We start from the raw sequence: 14,654 nt of genomic DNA, 5'->3' as shown, positions 1-14,654 counted from the left end.
GCTGCTTCGCATGGAACAAGCTCGTCGATCAGCCATGGCGGATCATGTCCATCGGGATGCGCCAATGGGCAAATGGGTTCTGATCATTGCACCTTGGTATTAGCCAGCGTAATGGGCTTCGGAGAGCAACAGAAGGCTGAATCGGAGAGCTGGGCGTTAGCGATCCGCGTCTTCTCAGCTCACATATTGATCTTTGACGGGCGAGGCGGAGGGTTCCGGCTCGCTGATCACAATCGGCTGCGACCGAAAAGCTGGTCGGGTAGTTCTGCCGCAGCATAGCTGACAGTGACCTCGTCGCACTCACCTTCCGTCACCTCACGGGCTGCCAAATGCCGCCTATCAGTGTCTCGTTCTGAAAGTTGAGAGGTGCGTGATGCCGTCGAATGCCAACAACCTGGAAGGCCGTGTCGCAGTAATCACCGGCGGCGCTAACGGCATCGGCCTCGCGCTTGCGCTGGAAGCTGCGAACCGGGGCATGCACGTCGCACTCGCGGATATCGGCGAGGAAGCACTTCTCGACGCAAAGGCCCAGGTCGAAGCCCTCGGGGTCAAGGCGATCGCCGTGAAGACCGACGTCCGGGATATCGAGCAGATCCGACACCTCGAGCAGGAGACGATCGATCAACTCGGCGAACCCTGGCTCGTGTGCAACAATGCCGGCATCGCCAAGATCGCCCTTGCCTGGGAAACCAGCGAAACTGACTGGCGCCGTATGATGGACATCAACGTGTGGGGCGTCGTGAACGGCCTTCTCACGTTCCTGCCAGGCCTTCGCGCGCGTAAATCGGGATATATTTTGAATACGGCCTCAGTAGGCGGGCTGCTGAGCATGCCGGGGAATGCCGCCTATGTTGCGAGCAAGCACGCCATCGTCGGCTTGTCGGAGACGCTCTATCGCGAATTGTCGGCCGATAAGAGCCGCGTGGGAATTTCGGTTCTGTGCCCGGCACTCGTGCGGACGGCGATCGCCGGTACCCGCGAGGTCGATGGGAAGAAGGTGTCCGTCCTGGACTCCCCGGACGCGATGGATCCGGCAGAGGTCGCTCGCGTGACGTTCGACGCGATCGTCGAGGGGCAGTTCTGGATTCTCACCCACGCCAGTCACGTCGAACCCAAAATGCGGGCCCGCCTCGACCAAATGCTCGAGCAGCGCAATCCGGATCACAGCAGCGTCGATCCCGCCATCGAGCAGACGGCGACGAAGGCAACCGGCGTAGATTTCGTTCATTCGAGCTGAGTCGTACGTTCGCTTACTTGGCAGATCGAAGGCAGAATCAGAGGAATAGCATCCTTAACCCCGCCGACGCGCAGAATTCCTTCTGTCACTCATTCGGCGCCACCAACCCAGTGCACCATATCCGGCACATGCGCATTATTCGGCCCAAAAGGGCCGAAATCTGCGCTTTCGGCACTTCAGTGCCCTACCCCTTGCGCCGCGAATCGCGCTGTTGCATGACGATGTCGGATCAAATGAAAAGGCCGGATGTGCCACAGACCCTCAGGGGCTCTGAACTGCCTGTCCGATCAGATGGTCCAGGTTTCGTGCGCATCCGGGCTCGGACCTGCTCTTTGAACATGTGAACTGGATGAACGAACGAGGCGTGTTGCCTGCGGTTCGGGAACGGATGTGCCACAAGCTCCGCCAGGGGCCTGAACTGCCGCTCTCGTCCAACAGGGCTCCTTGGCTTCGAGCGGACCGTGCTACAGGATGCTCATGCGTCTTGAACTGCCGCTGGAATGTCAGGTGCCAAGTCATGCTTAAAATACAACCTTGCCGGACGCCCAAGGCAGAAACAGTTCGATTCTTCCCAACAAAATGCAAATGGCGCACCACACTTGTAGAGTGTAGCGCGCCAAATTTAAAATATGATCATTATCTTCAGGACGCTGCATTCTTAAATGCGGCGCGATAGCGCGCGACCAATTGACGGGATTCGACCGTTGGAAATCTGAAATAGTTCGAAATGTCTCCCACGAGGGGAGCCACCCTCAACATCGTCAGCCCAGCAACCGTTCAGAACGTGCGGCGCAGGCCAAGTCCCATTGCGCTGCTTTGCCCCGCCACCTGGCCCAGGCTGCGCGTGGCAAAGGCATCGAGCCAGAGATGGCGCGAAAGGCCGATGTTGGCGGCCACGCCCAATTCCACCCAGGTATCGGGCACCCGGCTTGCAACCAGGCCCACGCCTGGCCCCACGCTGCCGCTAGTGCCAACCCCGCCCGGCCCGGCACCCTCGCCCCCGCCAGCCACGCCGCCTGGCCCCACAGGCTGTAGCGATACCGCTGCGTTGCTGGTCCACCGGCCAGAGACGAACGCCCCCACGCTGCGCTCGAACGGGCCCTTGATCGTGCGATCGAGGCGCAGATGCAATGCGCCCGACCACGCCGGCATGGCCTGCGTGGCGCCGCTGCCGCCGGTGGCCAGGCGCGATTGCACGAAACCGGCCGAAAGTGTCGGCGTCAGCAGCCATCCCTGGTGCAGCGCCAGGTTACGGCCCACCGAACCGCTCAACCCGAACAATGTGGTGGTCGGCAACGCGGCACGCACGCGCGCCGGGCCCGGTTGGCCTGCCACGCGGCTTTGGCGCTGCCGCCCCAGCGTGCCCTGCAGTTCCACGATCCACCCGTCGAACGTGCCCCCGCCGGCCAGGCTGGCCACGCGATAGGTGCTGGGTGGATAGGGCGAAACCTGGGCCTGCGCGCTGCGATAGGCGGTGCCCGCCAGCCGCACATAGCCTTGGCCCAGCCGCCGGGTCAGCCCGGCCTGGGCAAACGGCGCCGCCACGCCGCCATCGGGGCGCGTGACGCCGCCAGACAGTGCCACCATCCACTGGTCCAACCCGGCGTTCGCCCCGGCAGCGGCGGGCGCTGCCGCCTGCGCCGTGCTCTCGTCAGCCCGCGCCGCGCCGGCTCCCAGCGCTTGCGCACAGCCGCAGGCCGCGATCAGAAAGGCCGCGCGCCTCATGCTGCCAGGCGCGCGCTTTCACCAAACAGGCGCGGCACGCGCACTTGCGTGACAAAGCCTTCCGCACTCTGGGCAAAGCGGATCTCGCCGCCATGGGCGCGGGCGATGGAACGGCACACAGCCAGGCCAAGCCCGCTGCCCGGCTTGCCCGAACGGCGGGCCGCCTCGCTGCGATAGAACGGCTCGAACACGTGCTCGCGGTCCTCCTCGGGAATGCCCGGGCCAGCGTCGACGATCTCGGCCACGACCTCGTCTTCTTCCGCCCGCACTCTCACCTTGGCGCTTTGCCCGTACTTGATCGCGTTTTCCAGCAAGTTGTCGAGCAGGCGGCGGATTTGCACCGGGTCCACTTCCACGGCCAGGGGCGCGGCCGGTTCTGCCGAAACGGCGCCGCCCACCAGCCGGGCATCTTCCACGCTGGCTGCCACCAGTTGCCCCAGGTCGACCACGCGGCGCGGCCCGGGGGTGGAAGCATCGCGGATGAAGGCGATGACCTGGCTGATCATCGCCTCCATCTCCATCACTTCCTTGAGCAGGCCCTCGCGCTGGTCATCGGGCACGTTTTCCAGGCGAAAGCGCAACCGCGTCAGCGGGGTGCGCAGATCGTGGCTGATCGCCCCCACCATCGCGGTGCGATCATCCACGAAGGCACGCAAGCGGTTGCGCATCTGGTTGAAGGCATGGGCCGCACGGCCGATCTCGGCCGGGCCGGACAGCGGCAGGATCGTGGCCGCCGGATCGCGGCCCAGTGTTTCGGCGGCGTGGGCAAAGCCTTCCAGCGGGCGCACGATCCGCTGGGCAAAGAGCCAGGCCAGCGGGCTGACGATCGCCAAGGACAACAGGAACCACAGCGCCACCTGCCGCTGCCAGCGGTTGGGAAAGGGTTCCGCCCGCGGCGCAACCACCGTCCAGCGACCATCGGCGCCGCGCACGCCGGCCACGAAATCCCCTTCGATGAACGGCGGCGTGGTCAGCGCGAGCCAGCCACCCTGCCCCGGCTGGCGAAATGGAATCGGTTGCGGCCGCGCGGCCGTGGCGGCGGTCGAAGGCCTGGCAGCCGGCCTGGGCTGGTCCACGGGTGGCGCGATGGCGCCCGACCCCGTCGGTGTGGCCAGGCCGGGCGCCGGTTCGGGCACGCTGGCCACGGTGTTGGCGCTGGCCGGTTCGGCCGGACGCACGGCCGGTGCGCGTGGGCGGACTGGGGCGCCGCCAATCCCGGGGGGCACTTGCGGCACGGGCGCGGGAATGAGCAGCGGGGCCGGCATGCCGGTGGGCAAGGCAATCGGCGCGCCGTTGACGGCAGTGGCCGGCGCGGGGCCGGCCAGGGGCGCCGCCGGGGTCCGGGCGCCACTCGATGGTGCCGGGGCCGATGCTGTCGGCGCCCGGCCACCCGGCATGCCGGCAGCGGGGCCCTTGGGCATCCCGCCGCCGGGAAATCCGCCGCCAGGCATGCCACCTTGCGGGCCGCCCGGAAAACCTCCGCCGGGAGGGCCACCGCCGCCAGGCATGCCCTGGGCGCGGGCCGTGCCCACCATCCAGCCGAGCGGCCCACTGTCCTGGCGCGCCAGCGCAGCCGGGTGCGCGGCAGGAACGGCGATCCCGCCCACCGGTAACTGCGTATAGAATGCCAGCACCACATCGTCGCCACGGCGGTGCAGCCGGGCGGCCAGCGCATCGCGCGCGGCCGGCGCCACCAGCCAGCCGGCACCGCCGATATCGGGCGGGCCGGCCAGTTGCGCGCGCTCGAGCCGGGTGGAAAGCGCCGCGCCAGACAGCCCCTGCGCCACTTCGTCGATCGACCAGCGCGACTGCGGACTGGGCGGGAAAAGCACGGTCAGCCCCAGCGTGACCGCCTGCGCCGCCACCAGCGCGCAGACCAGCAGGGCCATGAGCTGCATGCCCAGCGGCAAGCCGGCGCGCGGGCGGACGGCGGGGGCGATCAGGGGAAGCTTCATTGTCTCGTCCTTGCTGCCTGTGCTGCTTCACGCCGCGCCATCATGCCATCCCCGCCACCAGATCGCGCGCCAGGGCCATGCCCGTAATCGCCCGCCGCCCATCCTGGCGGCCCAGGTGCACCACAACATCGATCACTTGCGCTGCATAGTGCAAGGTTTCCCGCCGGGCGAGGCCCAGGCCCGCCTGCATGACCAGCAGCGCCAGTTGCTCCAGCGCGCCGGTACAGCTGTTGGCGTGGATCGTGGTGAACGAGCCCGGGTGGCCGGTGTTGATCGCGCGCAGGAAGGTGATTGCCTCGGCCCCGCGCAACTCGCCCAGCACGATGCGATCGGGGCGCAGGCGCAACGCGGCGCGCAGCAGCGCATCGGTATCCACCTGCGCTTCGCCAAGCTCCCCGCGCACCGCCACCAGGCCCAGGGCATTGGGCTGCGCCAGGCGAATTTCCGGCGTGTCTTCCACCGCGAGCACGCGATCGCCGCGCGGCACTTGCGCCAGCAGGGCATTGAGGAAAGTGGTCTTGCCGCTCGACGTGCCGCCAGCAATCAGCACGGTGCTCCGCGCGGCCACCGCCTGCGCCAGCCAACCCAGCGGATCTTCGGCCATGCCGTCCGTTTCGGGCAATGGCGGCAAAGCCAGCGGCCCTTGGGGCGCCCAGGCCGACAGTGGCAGGTCCACCACGCGGTGGCGGCGGATGGCCATGGCCCATCCGGTGCGGGTGGCAGGCGGCCCGACGAACTGGATGCGCGCGCCATCGGGCAATGTCGCCCCCAGCAGCGGCTGCGCGCGATTGACCCCCTGGTGGCTGATCCGCGCGACCTGCTCGGCCAGGCGGCGCAGCGCGCGCTCATCCAACGCAGGCACGTCATGGCATTCCATCTGCGGCGCGCCGGCCGCTTCCACCCACACTTGCCCCGGCCGGTTGACCATCACTTCGCAAACATCGGGCCGCGCCAGAAAGGGCAGGAGCGGCGCCAGCGCCGCCGCCAGGACGGGATCGGCAATCACCGCGCGCCCCTCACCGCGCCACCGGGGCAAAATCCAGGTCGCGCGCGGTAAATACGCGGATCGGCTGGCCCTGCGCCACATGCACCGTAGGCGGGATCTGCGCATCGCGCTGCGCCGCGACCGAAGCCGCGCTTGTCCCGCTGTTGGCAATCAGAACGCTGGCACTGCCCCCCGCAAGCGCGCCCAACCCGCCGATCACAGAAAGCATCGATGCCGCGCCAAAGCGCTTGAAGAAATGGTTGTCCACTTTGCCCGAAAAGCCCGACTGGCCGTTGAATTCCACGCCGGGCGAGGCCAGCGCCACCGTCACCCCATCGGGCCGGATCAGCCGCGTCCACATGACATAGGCGCGGGTCTGCCCGGCGGCGAGACCGCTCTTGTATTGCCCGATCAGGCGCGAGGACCGCGGGATCAGCACGCGCCGCCCGTCAAAGCTTTTCACATCCTGGCTTACCACCGCGCGCACATAGCCGGGCAGATCGCTGTCGATCGCGGTTTCCAGGATTGCCGGGATCAGCGTGCCCTGGGTGACGGTGTTGGAAAGATCGGCGATGCGCGTGGCACTGGCGGTTTCCACCCCGGCATTGCCCACGCGCGTGCCAAACGCTTCGTTCTCCGTCAGGTTTTGCTGGGGCGTGGCTGGCCCGCCGGGCGCAACAGGCGTGGCAGCAGTCCGCACGGGCGCTTCGGCGGCCGACGTATCATAGACCATGACCGGCGCAGCGCCGGGATCGGCCACCTGGCCTGCCGGCATGCGATCGAGCACGGCCTGCTGCGCGGGGGTGGGCGGCGGCGGGGTGGCAACCGCCGTGGTCGAAGCCGGGGCGGGCGCGATCGGCGAGGACAGCGCCGGCAGCGGCGTCGGGCTCGATGCCGGCGGGGCAAGCGGCGGGGCATTCTCGCTGCGGCCGTGCATGGTGAAGAAGGTAAGGCCGCCCAGTGCCAGGGCAATCGCCACGCCGGCCGTCATGCCCCCGCGATCCTTGCCCAACGTGCTGCCGGCCACCACCGGAAAGGCGTTGCGGCTGGCTTCGGCAAGGCTGTCTTGCGCCATGTCGGCGCGCGGATCGGTGAGGTCGTCGGTCATTTCGGCAAACCCTGCGGTTGCGCCGGCGCGCTCGCCACGGCGAGCGGCGGCGTGGGCACTTCGGCCATGGGCGCATCGCGTTCCAGCCAGGCCACATCCTTGCCCGAACGCAGCACCAGCGTAGTATGGCGCCCATCGATCACCAGGTAATCGCCCTGGCTGGCATAGTTGACCGGCCCTTCGGCCTGCCGCCGGGCCTTGGCACCATCGCCGGCAGTTACGCCGGCTGGCGCGGGCGCCAGCACGGCCGGCAGATCGCGCCCCTTGGGCCAGGCAAGGTAGACCGCGTGGCCATCATCGAACACGCGATCGGGCATGAGCGCGCGCGCGCCGCGCATGGTCCAGCCGAAATGCAGCGTGGCGGGATCGAGGGTGGGATTGGGCGCCGCCACCATTCCGGCATCGGTCGCAGCGGTGGTCAGCGCCGCTTCGGGCGTGGCCGGGGGCTGTGGCGGCGGATCATCGGGATAGGAAAAGCGCAGCAGGAACAGCGGCTCTCCCGCCAGCCCCACGCGCAGGGCGAACAGGTAGGTGTGCCGATCGGTGATCACGGTCATGTTGGTGGCCACGGCGCGCGCGCTGGTGGGCTTGACGAACACGCGGTCGGCCCGGCGATTGGGGGTGATCTGCCACATCGCCGAACTGCCGATCGCGATGTTTTCCACCTGCTCGCCATCGGCAAAGGCGATCGTGGCTTCATAGCCTGGGCGCGCGGCGATGGCGATCACCTGGTTTTCATGAAACGCCAGGTGCTGGACGCGCGCATCCGCGGCGCGCGCCTCGCCCGGCGCCAGTGCGAGCACCAGCGTGACGAGGGAGGACAGGAAAGCCTTGGCGGTCATCATGTGTTCTCCGGCGCGCCCAGGCTGCGGCCCAGGCTTTGTGCGCGGCTCACGCTGGGCGCGGATGTCGTTGCCGCCGATGGCTGCATCGCGCGGGCAAGGGACGGGCCAGCAACCGATACGCCCGGCATGGCGGCCGGCGCTGGCATGGCGGGCGGGGCCATGGCCGTAACAATGGCATGAATGCGCGGATCGCGGGGTGGCGCGCTCCCCGTCGTGCCACCAGCGGGCTGCCCAGCCTGCCCTGGCACCACCGCTGGCGCCATGGTGGGATAGGAACCTGGCGCGCGGACAGGATCGCCCGCGCCACCCAGCCACGGCGCGATGAGGGCGTCGATCCGCCAGCCGGCCACCAGCGTGGTCGCCACTTTCAAGACCATGGCCATCAGCGCGCAATGCACCGCCGCCACCAGGAACACCGCCGTGGCGCTGCGCATGTCCACCTCGCCCGCGCCCAGATCGGCCACCACCGGATCGGCCAGCGCCAGCGCGCCCGCGCCGATCAGCACGGTGAACAACGGCACCAGGGCAAACAGGACCGCCCCTTTCACCCAGCCTTCGAACAGCCCACGCGTGCCCGAAAACAGCGCCAGGATCAGGAAAACCGGCCCAACGGCAAGCAGCGCGGCCAGCGCGATGCGGCTGGTGACCAGCACGCCAACGGTGCCCAGCAACAGCAGCATGGCGGCGTAAGACAGCATGTCGCCCGGCGTGGTGCCCTTGGCATCGCCCTGCGCGGCATGGGCGCGTTCGGCTGCATCGCTCACCGCGTTGAACAGGGTGTCGAGATGCTGGGCAAAGGCGTGGGAAGCGCTGCCGCGGATGCCCAGCACCATGCCCGCCACCTGGTCGGGCCCGCCCGATAGCAGGCCCCACACGACGTTCTGGTACGCCATCCACGATGTGGCAAAGGTCAGCGCCAGGCCCAATGTCATCACCCGCGGGCTCAGGCTGGCGAGGCCCAGCGTGACCCGCCCGGTAACCAGCCCGATCGCGATCAGCGCGACATAGATCGTGAGCCCGATGGTCAGCGCCACGGTCAGCCCACCATGGCTGCCGAACAGGCGGGCAAAGGCCTGCGCGGTGGCCTGGCCCGACAGGCAATCCACCGCATCGAGCGCCGAAGCGATGGTGCTGCCATCGGCCACCGAGATCGCCGGGCAGATCATTCCGCCGCCTCCGCCAGCGCGGAAGGCACCAGGCCCGGCCACGCCACGCCAGTCAACGCCGGCAGCCACAAGGCGGGATCGTCGCCCAGTTCGGCCCGCAGCGAGTCGAGCCGGCGCACGCTCGCTTCCCGGCCAGACAGCACGGTGAGCACTTCCGGACTGCCCGCCAGGTCCAGCCGCGCCAGCACCGAAGTGTTGGCATGGCGCACCAGGAAGCAGCGGCTTTGCGCCGGCAGCGCGCGGATCAGGTCCACCTCGTGCGCGGAAAGGCCGAAACCCTCGCCATAGTCCTCCCACCGCGCGCGCGAATTGGGGGTGAAGATCATCGTGGCGGTCTGTTCCACCAGCGCGCTGGCAATCCGGCTGTCGAGCGCATCGCGCGCGCTTTGCGTGGCAAAGCCGACGATGGCGTTGCGCTTGCGCAGGGTCTTCAGCCAGTCGCGGATGCGCGCGGCAAAGACATCGTCGTCCAGCGCTTTCCACCCTTCGTCGATCAGCAGCATCGTCGGCGTGCCGTCCAGCCGCTCTTCCACGCGGTGGAACAGGTACATCATCGCCGGGGTGCGCAGCAGCGGCAGGTCCAGCAGCCGCGTCATGTCAAAGCCCAGCGTGCGCGCGGAAATATCCAATCGGTCGTGCGCGTTGTCGAACAGCCAGGCGTGCGGGCCATCGTCCACCCACGGCGCCAGGCGGCTGGCCAGGTCGCCCGGATCGGGACGCGCCTGCCCCGCAAGGTGATCGGCCAGGAAACGCAGGCGGCGCAAGTGCGGTGGCCCTTCGTGCAGGGCATCGATGGCATCGGCAATGCGCGCCCGCTCCGCCGCGGTTTCCGCATGGACCAGGCAGGCCACCAGATCGCGCTGAAACGCACGGTTCTCCGCGCTGTCGGCCAGGGCGAGCGGATTGAACCCGGTCGGTTCGCCCGGAATAAGCCGGGCATAGTGCGCGCCCATCGCCCGCAAAAAGATTTCCGCGCCGCGGTCCTTGTCGAAGAACACCATGCGCGGCGCCACCTTCTGCGCCTGCGACGCCAGGAAATTGAGCACCACCGTCTTGCCCGAGCCGGATGGCCCGATCACCGTGAAATTGCCCAGGTCCGCACGATGGAAATTGAAGAAGAACGGCGTGGCGCTGGTGGTTTCGAACACCGTGATCGCCTGGCCCCAATGGTTCCCCTGCGCCTGCCCCAGGGGAAAGCCGTGGAGCGAAAGGAACCCGGCGGCGTTGGCCGTGGAGATCAGCGCACGACGCACGGCATAGTGTTCGTTGCCGGGAAACTGCGCCCAGAATGCCGGCTCAAGGTTCACGTCCTCGCGCACGGCAATCGCGCCGAGGTCTGCCAGCGCATTCATCGCCGCCGCGCTCGCGCCTTCCAGCGCGGCCAGGCTGCCCTCGCGCACCATGACCGTGAGGTGATGGTCGCCAAACCCGGCCGCGCCCGCCCCCAGCGCATCGCGCGCGGCGTGCATCTGCGCGCGCTCGGCCATGGCTTCCTCGTCGGCCGATTTCAGCCGGCGCAACGCCAGGTCGATCCGCTCGCGCGCGATCTGGCGGTCGGCCGGGGCAAAGGTTTCGGTCAGCACCAGTTCGCATGGCAGGCGCAGCAGCGCATCGACCATGCCGGCGCGGGTGGTGTCGGGATAGTCCTTGAGGCTGATGATCGCGGCAAAATCGCGGCCTTGCGACCGCCGCGTCTCGATCGCCTCCAGCCCGAATGACACGCGGGAATAAGGGATGTGGTGGCCCAGATCGGTCGGCCCATCGGGCAGCGCCACCCCGCGCCACTCGCCGTTGTAGAGCGCGGACAGCAGCGCCAGCGGTTCCGACCAGCGCGTGCCGCCCTGCACCACCGTGCGCAAGGCCCGCGCGCCATAGCCGCCCAGCGCGCCGAGCAGCGCCGCACTCGCGCTTTCCAGATCGCGCAGGGCGCGTGGCGCATCGGCCGTGCTGCCGCGCGTCTTGCGCCCCAGCCGCTCCAGCCAGCCGGCCTTGCCGCGCGCCGGGCGCCGCACCAGGGTCAGGAACTGCTCGTTCACGAACAGCGGCGTGGCCGCCAGCCGCGCGCCCCACGCCGCATCGACCGCCGCCGAAAAGGGATCGGGAAAGGCCGCGTCAAGCCCGGCCGCCACGCGCCGCCGCACGACATGGTGATAGACCACGAAACGCGCGTCGAGCACGCTGCGCAACATCGTTTCGCGCACGGCCAGCATATGGTCGAGCTGCGCGGCGTCTTCGGTCTCGAACGGCAGCCCGTCCACACGGATCACGCGCATCAGGCTGCCATCGCGCAAGGCGAGCGTGGCGTCGTCCAGATGATGGGCATAAGGCAGCCGGTCGCCCGCCCGCGCCTCGCGCCGTGCCCAGGCGGCCGGGCCTTTCCAACGCCCGGTCATGGCGCGTAACTGTTGCAGCCCCAGCGGCGCCAGTTGCGCACGCGGGGGCAGCGGCTGACGCGCACGAGCCACAGGTCGAACACGCGCGGTTCGCGCAGCGCCGCCATATAGCCCAGGCCATGCACCACCAGCGCGATGGGCAACGACAGGAAGCTGTGGGTGATCAGGAAGGCCTCGGTCGTCACCGCCATGTTGATGACGAAGAACGAAAATGTCACTCCGGCAAACATCTGCGGACGGGTGAGCGCGCGGAACACCGGTGCCTGGGCGAGGCCGGCCATCGCGCTCAGCCCGCCGCGCCCGCGGCAGACTGGATGCCCGCCACGATCGCTGCCGAACCGAACAGGATGAAGCAGCCGACGATGACCGTGGCGCCAAAGCGCCAGTTCAGCCGGCCTGTCAGCATCATGAAGCCCACCATGGCCACGGCAATCACCGCCACGGTGGTCGCGACCTGGCCCAGCAGGGTATCGCGCAGCCAGCCCAGCGCCGACACGATCGGGCCGGAGCCGGCCGGCCCGCCGCTGCCCGCCGCATGGGCGGGGGTGGCCAGCACGGACCAGGGCAGCGCGGCAAGGACAAGACGTTGAGACAGGACTTTCATCGGGAAACTCCGGCAAGATTGGCGTTCAAGCGCCCCATCACGGCGCGCACATAGGCGCGGGTTTCGGCAATCGCCGGCACGCCGCCGGCCCGGGCCACGCGCTCTGGCCCGGCGTTGTAGGCCGCCAGTGCCCATTCGATGTTCCCACCAAAGCGATCCAGCAGGGCTTTCAGATACCGCGCGCTGGCGCGCAGGTTGGCCACCGGATCGCGGGGGTTCACGCCCAGCGTGCGCGCGGTGCCGGGCATCAACTGGCCCAGGCCCACGGCCCCGGCCGAAGAGACCGCTTGCGGGTGCCAGCGGCTTTCCTGCCACACCAGCGCCTCCAGCAAGGCAGGGCTGATCGCTGCTGCCTGTGCCGCAGCCGCCAGGTGCTCGCGCCATGCCAGCGGCGAGAGCGCATTGCCCGGAACCGTCAGCGCCTCGGCTTGCGACCCGAAAGGCACGGCACCGTCGATTTGTTCGGGGCCGTCACTGGGCTGGGCGGCTGCGACATCGACTCCAGCCCAGTGAACGGCCCCTGCACCGCTGCGTGCCCTCATCGTGCCGCCCGCGGTGATCTCGAAAACATCGGCGCGCGCTGCCTGGGGCAGCGCCAGCATGGCCGGCAGCAGGGGGCCAGCCAGTGCCCACGCCCTGCGGCGCGGCCATGGTGTGATTCGATGTCGCATCACCATTGTCTGGGCGGGGGCTGTTGCCGGCGAATTTCACGTGGATTGCACGCGGATTGCAGCGCGTTGCAACCAGCCGCAACTGGTCGAAATCGGTGAAATTCACCGGCTACGAAGGCTTTCTATGGCCGCGTAATGCTACTAGACATCAAGCCCATGGACTTTGCGACGCGCATCCTGATCGTTGATGATGACGAAGGTATCCGCACGCTGATCGGCGAATTTCTGGAAAAGCACGGCTTTTCCATCGCGACGGCAGCCGATCCGGCCGACATGCGCGACCAGATGGCGCGCGAGACCTTCGATCTCATCGTGCTCGACGTGATGATGCCGCGCGAAGACGGCCTTTCCGCGCTGCGCCAGCTGGGCGCCGATGCACCGCCGGTGATCATGCTCAGCGCCGTGGGCAGCGATGTCGATCGCATCGTCGGCCTGGAAATGGGCGCGGCCGATTACCTGGCCAAGCCGTGCAACCCGCGCGAATTGCTGGCCCGCATCCGCGCCGTGCTGCGCCGCCCCGCTGCCGCGGCGGCCAACGATGCGCCGGCGGCCCCGACCGCGGCAGCCGATGGCACCGGGCCGTGCCTGTGCTTTGCCGGCTGGCGGCTCGACATGGGGCAGCGGCTGCTGCACGATCCGGCAGGGCGCCTGATCGCCTTGACCGATGGCGAATTCCGCCTGCTGCGCGCCTTTGCCGAACACCCCCGCCGCGTGCTCAGCCGCGACCAGTTGCTCGATTGGTCCCGCGGGACCGAAAGCGAACAGTTCGACCGCGCGATCGACGTGCAACTCAGCCGCCTGCGCCGCAAGCTGGCCGAGGGCGAAGGCGGTGCCGACATCATTCGCACGATGCGCAACGAAGGCTATCTGTTCGTGCCCAGCGTCACCAGCCAAACTGCAAGTCTTCCGAAATCTGCCTGAAATTCCGCCGTTACAATCCTTTTCCACGGTGAGCGTCCCAGCCGGCTGCGACAGACGCCCGGCGCAGTTCACCGGATTTCTTGTCAATGGCACACGATCACCCCCCGCATGACGACACCGCCGGCCCGGCCCACGGCCATGGCCTGCACGAAGACCTGGTGCTCATGGCCCGCCTGATGGGCCGGCGCCGGGCCCTGGCCCTGCTGGGTTCGGCTGCCACCACGTCGTTGCTGGCCGCCTGTGGCGATGGGGACGGCTCGTCATCGTCGTCCTCCTCGTCCAGTTCCTCGTCCTCTTCCTCCACCGCGTCGAGCAGTTCGAGCACGTCGTCTTCGTCCAGCAGCAGCAGTTCGAGCACCAGCACCGATACCTGCATTGCCGATCCCACCGAAACCAACGGCCCCTATCCGGCCGACGGCACCAACACGTCGAGCGGATCGACATCCAACGTGCTCACGCAAAGCGGTATCGTGCGCAGCGACATCCGCTCCAGCTTCATTTCCTCCACTACTACCGCCCAGGGCGTGATGCTCACCATCACGCTCAAGCTGGTTGACGTGAACAACGCCTGCGCCGCCATTTCCGGCGCGGCGATCTATGTCTGGCATTGCAACGCGGCCGGCCTCTATTCGCTCTATTCCAGCGGCGTCACCACCGAAAGCTACCTGCGCGGGGTGCAGGTTACCGATTCGAACGGGGAAGTGACGTTCACCACGATCTACCCGGCCTGCTATTCCGGGCGCTGGCCGCACATCCATTTCGAAGTGTTCCTCGACGGGCTCACCAGCAGCAGCACCGGCAAGACCGCCTCCCTGATTTCGCAGATGGCCATGCCCGCCGCGGTCAACACCGTCGTGTTCAACGGCAGTTCGCTCTATAGCGCGAGCATTGCCAACTATGCCGCCATCTCGCTGTCCAGCGACAATGTGTTCGGCGACAACACTTCGGCCCAGTTGGCGCAAATGACTCCGTCGCTCACCGGCAGCGTCTCGGCCGGCTATACCGGGTCGGTGGTGATCGGCATCGCCCAGTAAGCCAACCGAG

Annotated in this window: 13 protein-coding genes; 3 read left to right on the top strand and 10 right to left on the bottom strand. The window is 68.2% G+C overall.

Features of this window, described 5'->3' with window-relative positions; translation table 11 throughout:
- Positions 1 to 373 precede the first annotated feature (373 nt).
- A complete protein-coding gene (locus FHW94_RS16990; RefSeq protein ID WP_168556983.1) occupies positions 374 to 1,237 on the top strand; it encodes an SDR family NAD(P)-dependent oxidoreductase in 864 nt (287 codons plus the stop codon).
- A gap of 777 nt (positions 1,238 to 2,014) precedes the next feature.
- Here the strand turns inward: FHW94_RS16990 and FHW94_RS16985 are convergent.
- Genes FHW94_RS16985 through FHW94_RS16940 form a run of 10 tightly spaced genes read right to left on the bottom strand, consistent with a single transcriptional unit; the run spans position 2,015 to position 12,620 of the window.
- Positions 2,015 to 2,962: a hypothetical protein gene (locus FHW94_RS16985; RefSeq protein ID WP_168556982.1), complete on the bottom strand. Its 948-nt coding sequence runs from the start codon at positions 2,960 to 2,962 to the stop codon at positions 2,015 to 2,017.
- Entirely contained in the window at positions 2,959 to 4,917 is a 1,959-nt protein-coding gene (locus tag FHW94_RS16980; RefSeq protein ID WP_246866189.1) for an ATP-binding protein, read from the bottom strand. The genes FHW94_RS16985 and FHW94_RS16980 overlap by 4 nt, the downstream gene beginning before the upstream one ends.
- 40 nt (positions 4,918 to 4,957) lie before the next feature.
- Positions 4,958 to 5,923 (bottom strand): P-type DNA transfer ATPase VirB11, encoded by a 966-nt coding sequence (gene virB11, locus FHW94_RS16975; RefSeq protein ID WP_349237540.1) that lies wholly within the window; start codon positions 5,921 to 5,923, stop codon positions 4,958 to 4,960.
- 10 nt (positions 5,924 to 5,933) lie between these two features.
- The gene (locus FHW94_RS16970; protein WP_168556980.1) at positions 5,934 to 7,010 is read right to left on the bottom strand and encodes a TrbI/VirB10 family protein; all 1,077 of its coding nucleotides are present in this window, start codon (positions 7,008 to 7,010) and stop codon (positions 5,934 to 5,936) included.
- Positions 7,007 to 7,855: a TrbG/VirB9 family P-type conjugative transfer protein gene (locus FHW94_RS16965; protein WP_168556979.1), complete on the bottom strand. Its 849-nt coding sequence runs from the start codon at positions 7,853 to 7,855 to the stop codon at positions 7,007 to 7,009. Before FHW94_RS16965 ends, FHW94_RS16970 begins: the two co-directional genes overlap by 4 nt.
- The gene (locus FHW94_RS16960; protein WP_168556978.1) at positions 7,852 to 9,021 is read right to left on the bottom strand and encodes a type IV secretion system protein; all 1,170 of its coding nucleotides are present in this window, start codon (positions 9,019 to 9,021) and stop codon (positions 7,852 to 7,854) included. The genes FHW94_RS16965 and FHW94_RS16960 overlap by 4 nt, the downstream gene beginning before the upstream one ends.
- On the bottom strand, positions 9,018 to 11,414 hold the full coding sequence (locus FHW94_RS16955) for a VirB4 family type IV secretion/conjugal transfer ATPase (RefSeq protein WP_168556977.1): 2,397 nt from the start codon (positions 11,412 to 11,414) through the stop codon (positions 9,018 to 9,020). The genes FHW94_RS16960 and FHW94_RS16955 overlap by 4 nt, the downstream gene beginning before the upstream one ends.
- The gene (locus tag FHW94_RS16950; RefSeq protein WP_168556976.1) at positions 11,411 to 11,695 is read right to left on the bottom strand and encodes a type IV secretion system protein VirB3; all 285 of its coding nucleotides are present in this window, start codon (positions 11,693 to 11,695) and stop codon (positions 11,411 to 11,413) included. The genes FHW94_RS16955 and FHW94_RS16950 overlap by 4 nt, the downstream gene beginning before the upstream one ends.
- 5 nt (positions 11,696 to 11,700) lie before the next feature.
- On the bottom strand, positions 11,701 to 12,018 hold the full coding sequence (locus FHW94_RS16945; protein ID WP_168556975.1) for a TrbC/VirB2 family protein: 318 nt from the start codon (positions 12,016 to 12,018) through the stop codon (positions 11,701 to 11,703).
- Entirely contained in the window at positions 12,015 to 12,620 is a 606-nt protein-coding gene (locus FHW94_RS16940) for a lytic transglycosylase domain-containing protein (RefSeq protein WP_168556974.1), read from the bottom strand. The genes FHW94_RS16945 and FHW94_RS16940 overlap by 4 nt, the downstream gene beginning before the upstream one ends.
- A 225-nt stretch (positions 12,621 to 12,845) precedes the next feature.
- Between FHW94_RS16940 and FHW94_RS16935 the strand changes: the two genes are divergently transcribed.
- Both FHW94_RS16935 and FHW94_RS16930 read left to right on the top strand, forming a co-directional pair.
- Positions 12,846 to 13,610, top strand: a complete 765-nt coding sequence (locus FHW94_RS16935) for a response regulator (RefSeq protein WP_168556973.1) — start codon at positions 12,846 to 12,848, stop codon at positions 13,608 to 13,610.
- An 86-nt stretch (positions 13,611 to 13,696) separates the two neighbouring features.
- Positions 13,697 to 14,644, top strand: coding sequence for an intradiol ring-cleavage dioxygenase (locus FHW94_RS16930; protein ID WP_168556972.1), 948 nt, complete (start codon positions 13,697 to 13,699; stop codon positions 14,642 to 14,644).
- Positions 14,645 to 14,654 lie beyond the last annotated feature (10 nt).

This window comes from Novosphingobium sp. SG720, assembly GCF_012275365.1.
GTDB classification, from domain to species: Bacteria; Pseudomonadota; Alphaproteobacteria; order Sphingomonadales; family Sphingomonadaceae; genus Novosphingobium; species Novosphingobium rhizosphaerae.
Note: the sequence above shows the minus strand (reverse complement) of the source record. Positions and strands in the feature narration are given on the sequence as shown.

Coding starts and splice junctions, on each gene's coding strand:
- FHW94_RS16990 (WP_168556983.1), top strand. CDS start 374: ATGCCGTCGAATGCCAACAACCTGGAAGGCCGTGTCGCAGTAATCACC.
- FHW94_RS16985 (WP_168556982.1), bottom strand. CDS start 2,962: ATGAGGCGCGCGGCCTTTCTGATCGCGGCCTGCGGCTGTGCGCAAGCG.
- FHW94_RS16980 (WP_246866189.1), bottom strand. CDS start 4,917: ATGAAGCTTCCCCTGATCGCCCCCGCCGTCCGCCCGCGCGCCGGCTTG.
- FHW94_RS16970 (WP_168556980.1), bottom strand. CDS start 7,010: ATGACCGACGACCTCACCGATCCGCGCGCCGACATGGCGCAAGACAGC.
- FHW94_RS16965 (WP_168556979.1), bottom strand. CDS start 7,855: ATGATGACCGCCAAGGCTTTCCTGTCCTCCCTCGTCACGCTGGTGCTC.
- FHW94_RS16960 (WP_168556978.1), bottom strand. CDS start 9,021: ATGATCTGCCCGGCGATCTCGGTGGCCGATGGCAGCACCATCGCTTCG.
- FHW94_RS16955 (WP_168556977.1), bottom strand. CDS start 11,414: ATGACCGGGCGTTGGAAAGGCCCGGCCGCCTGGGCACGGCGCGAGGCG.
- FHW94_RS16950 (WP_168556976.1), bottom strand. CDS start 11,695: ATGGCCGGCCTCGCCCAGGCACCGGTGTTCCGCGCGCTCACCCGTCCG.
- FHW94_RS16945 (WP_168556975.1), bottom strand. CDS start 12,018: ATGAAAGTCCTGTCTCAACGTCTTGTCCTTGCCGCGCTGCCCTGGTCC.
- FHW94_RS16940 (WP_168556974.1), bottom strand. CDS start 12,620: ATGCTGGCGCTGCCCCAGGCAGCGCGCGCCGATGTTTTCGAGATCACC.
- FHW94_RS16935 (WP_168556973.1), top strand. CDS start 12,846: ATGGACTTTGCGACGCGCATCCTGATCGTTGATGATGACGAAGGTATC.
- FHW94_RS16930 (WP_168556972.1), top strand. CDS start 13,697: ATGGCACACGATCACCCCCCGCATGACGACACCGCCGGCCCGGCCCAC.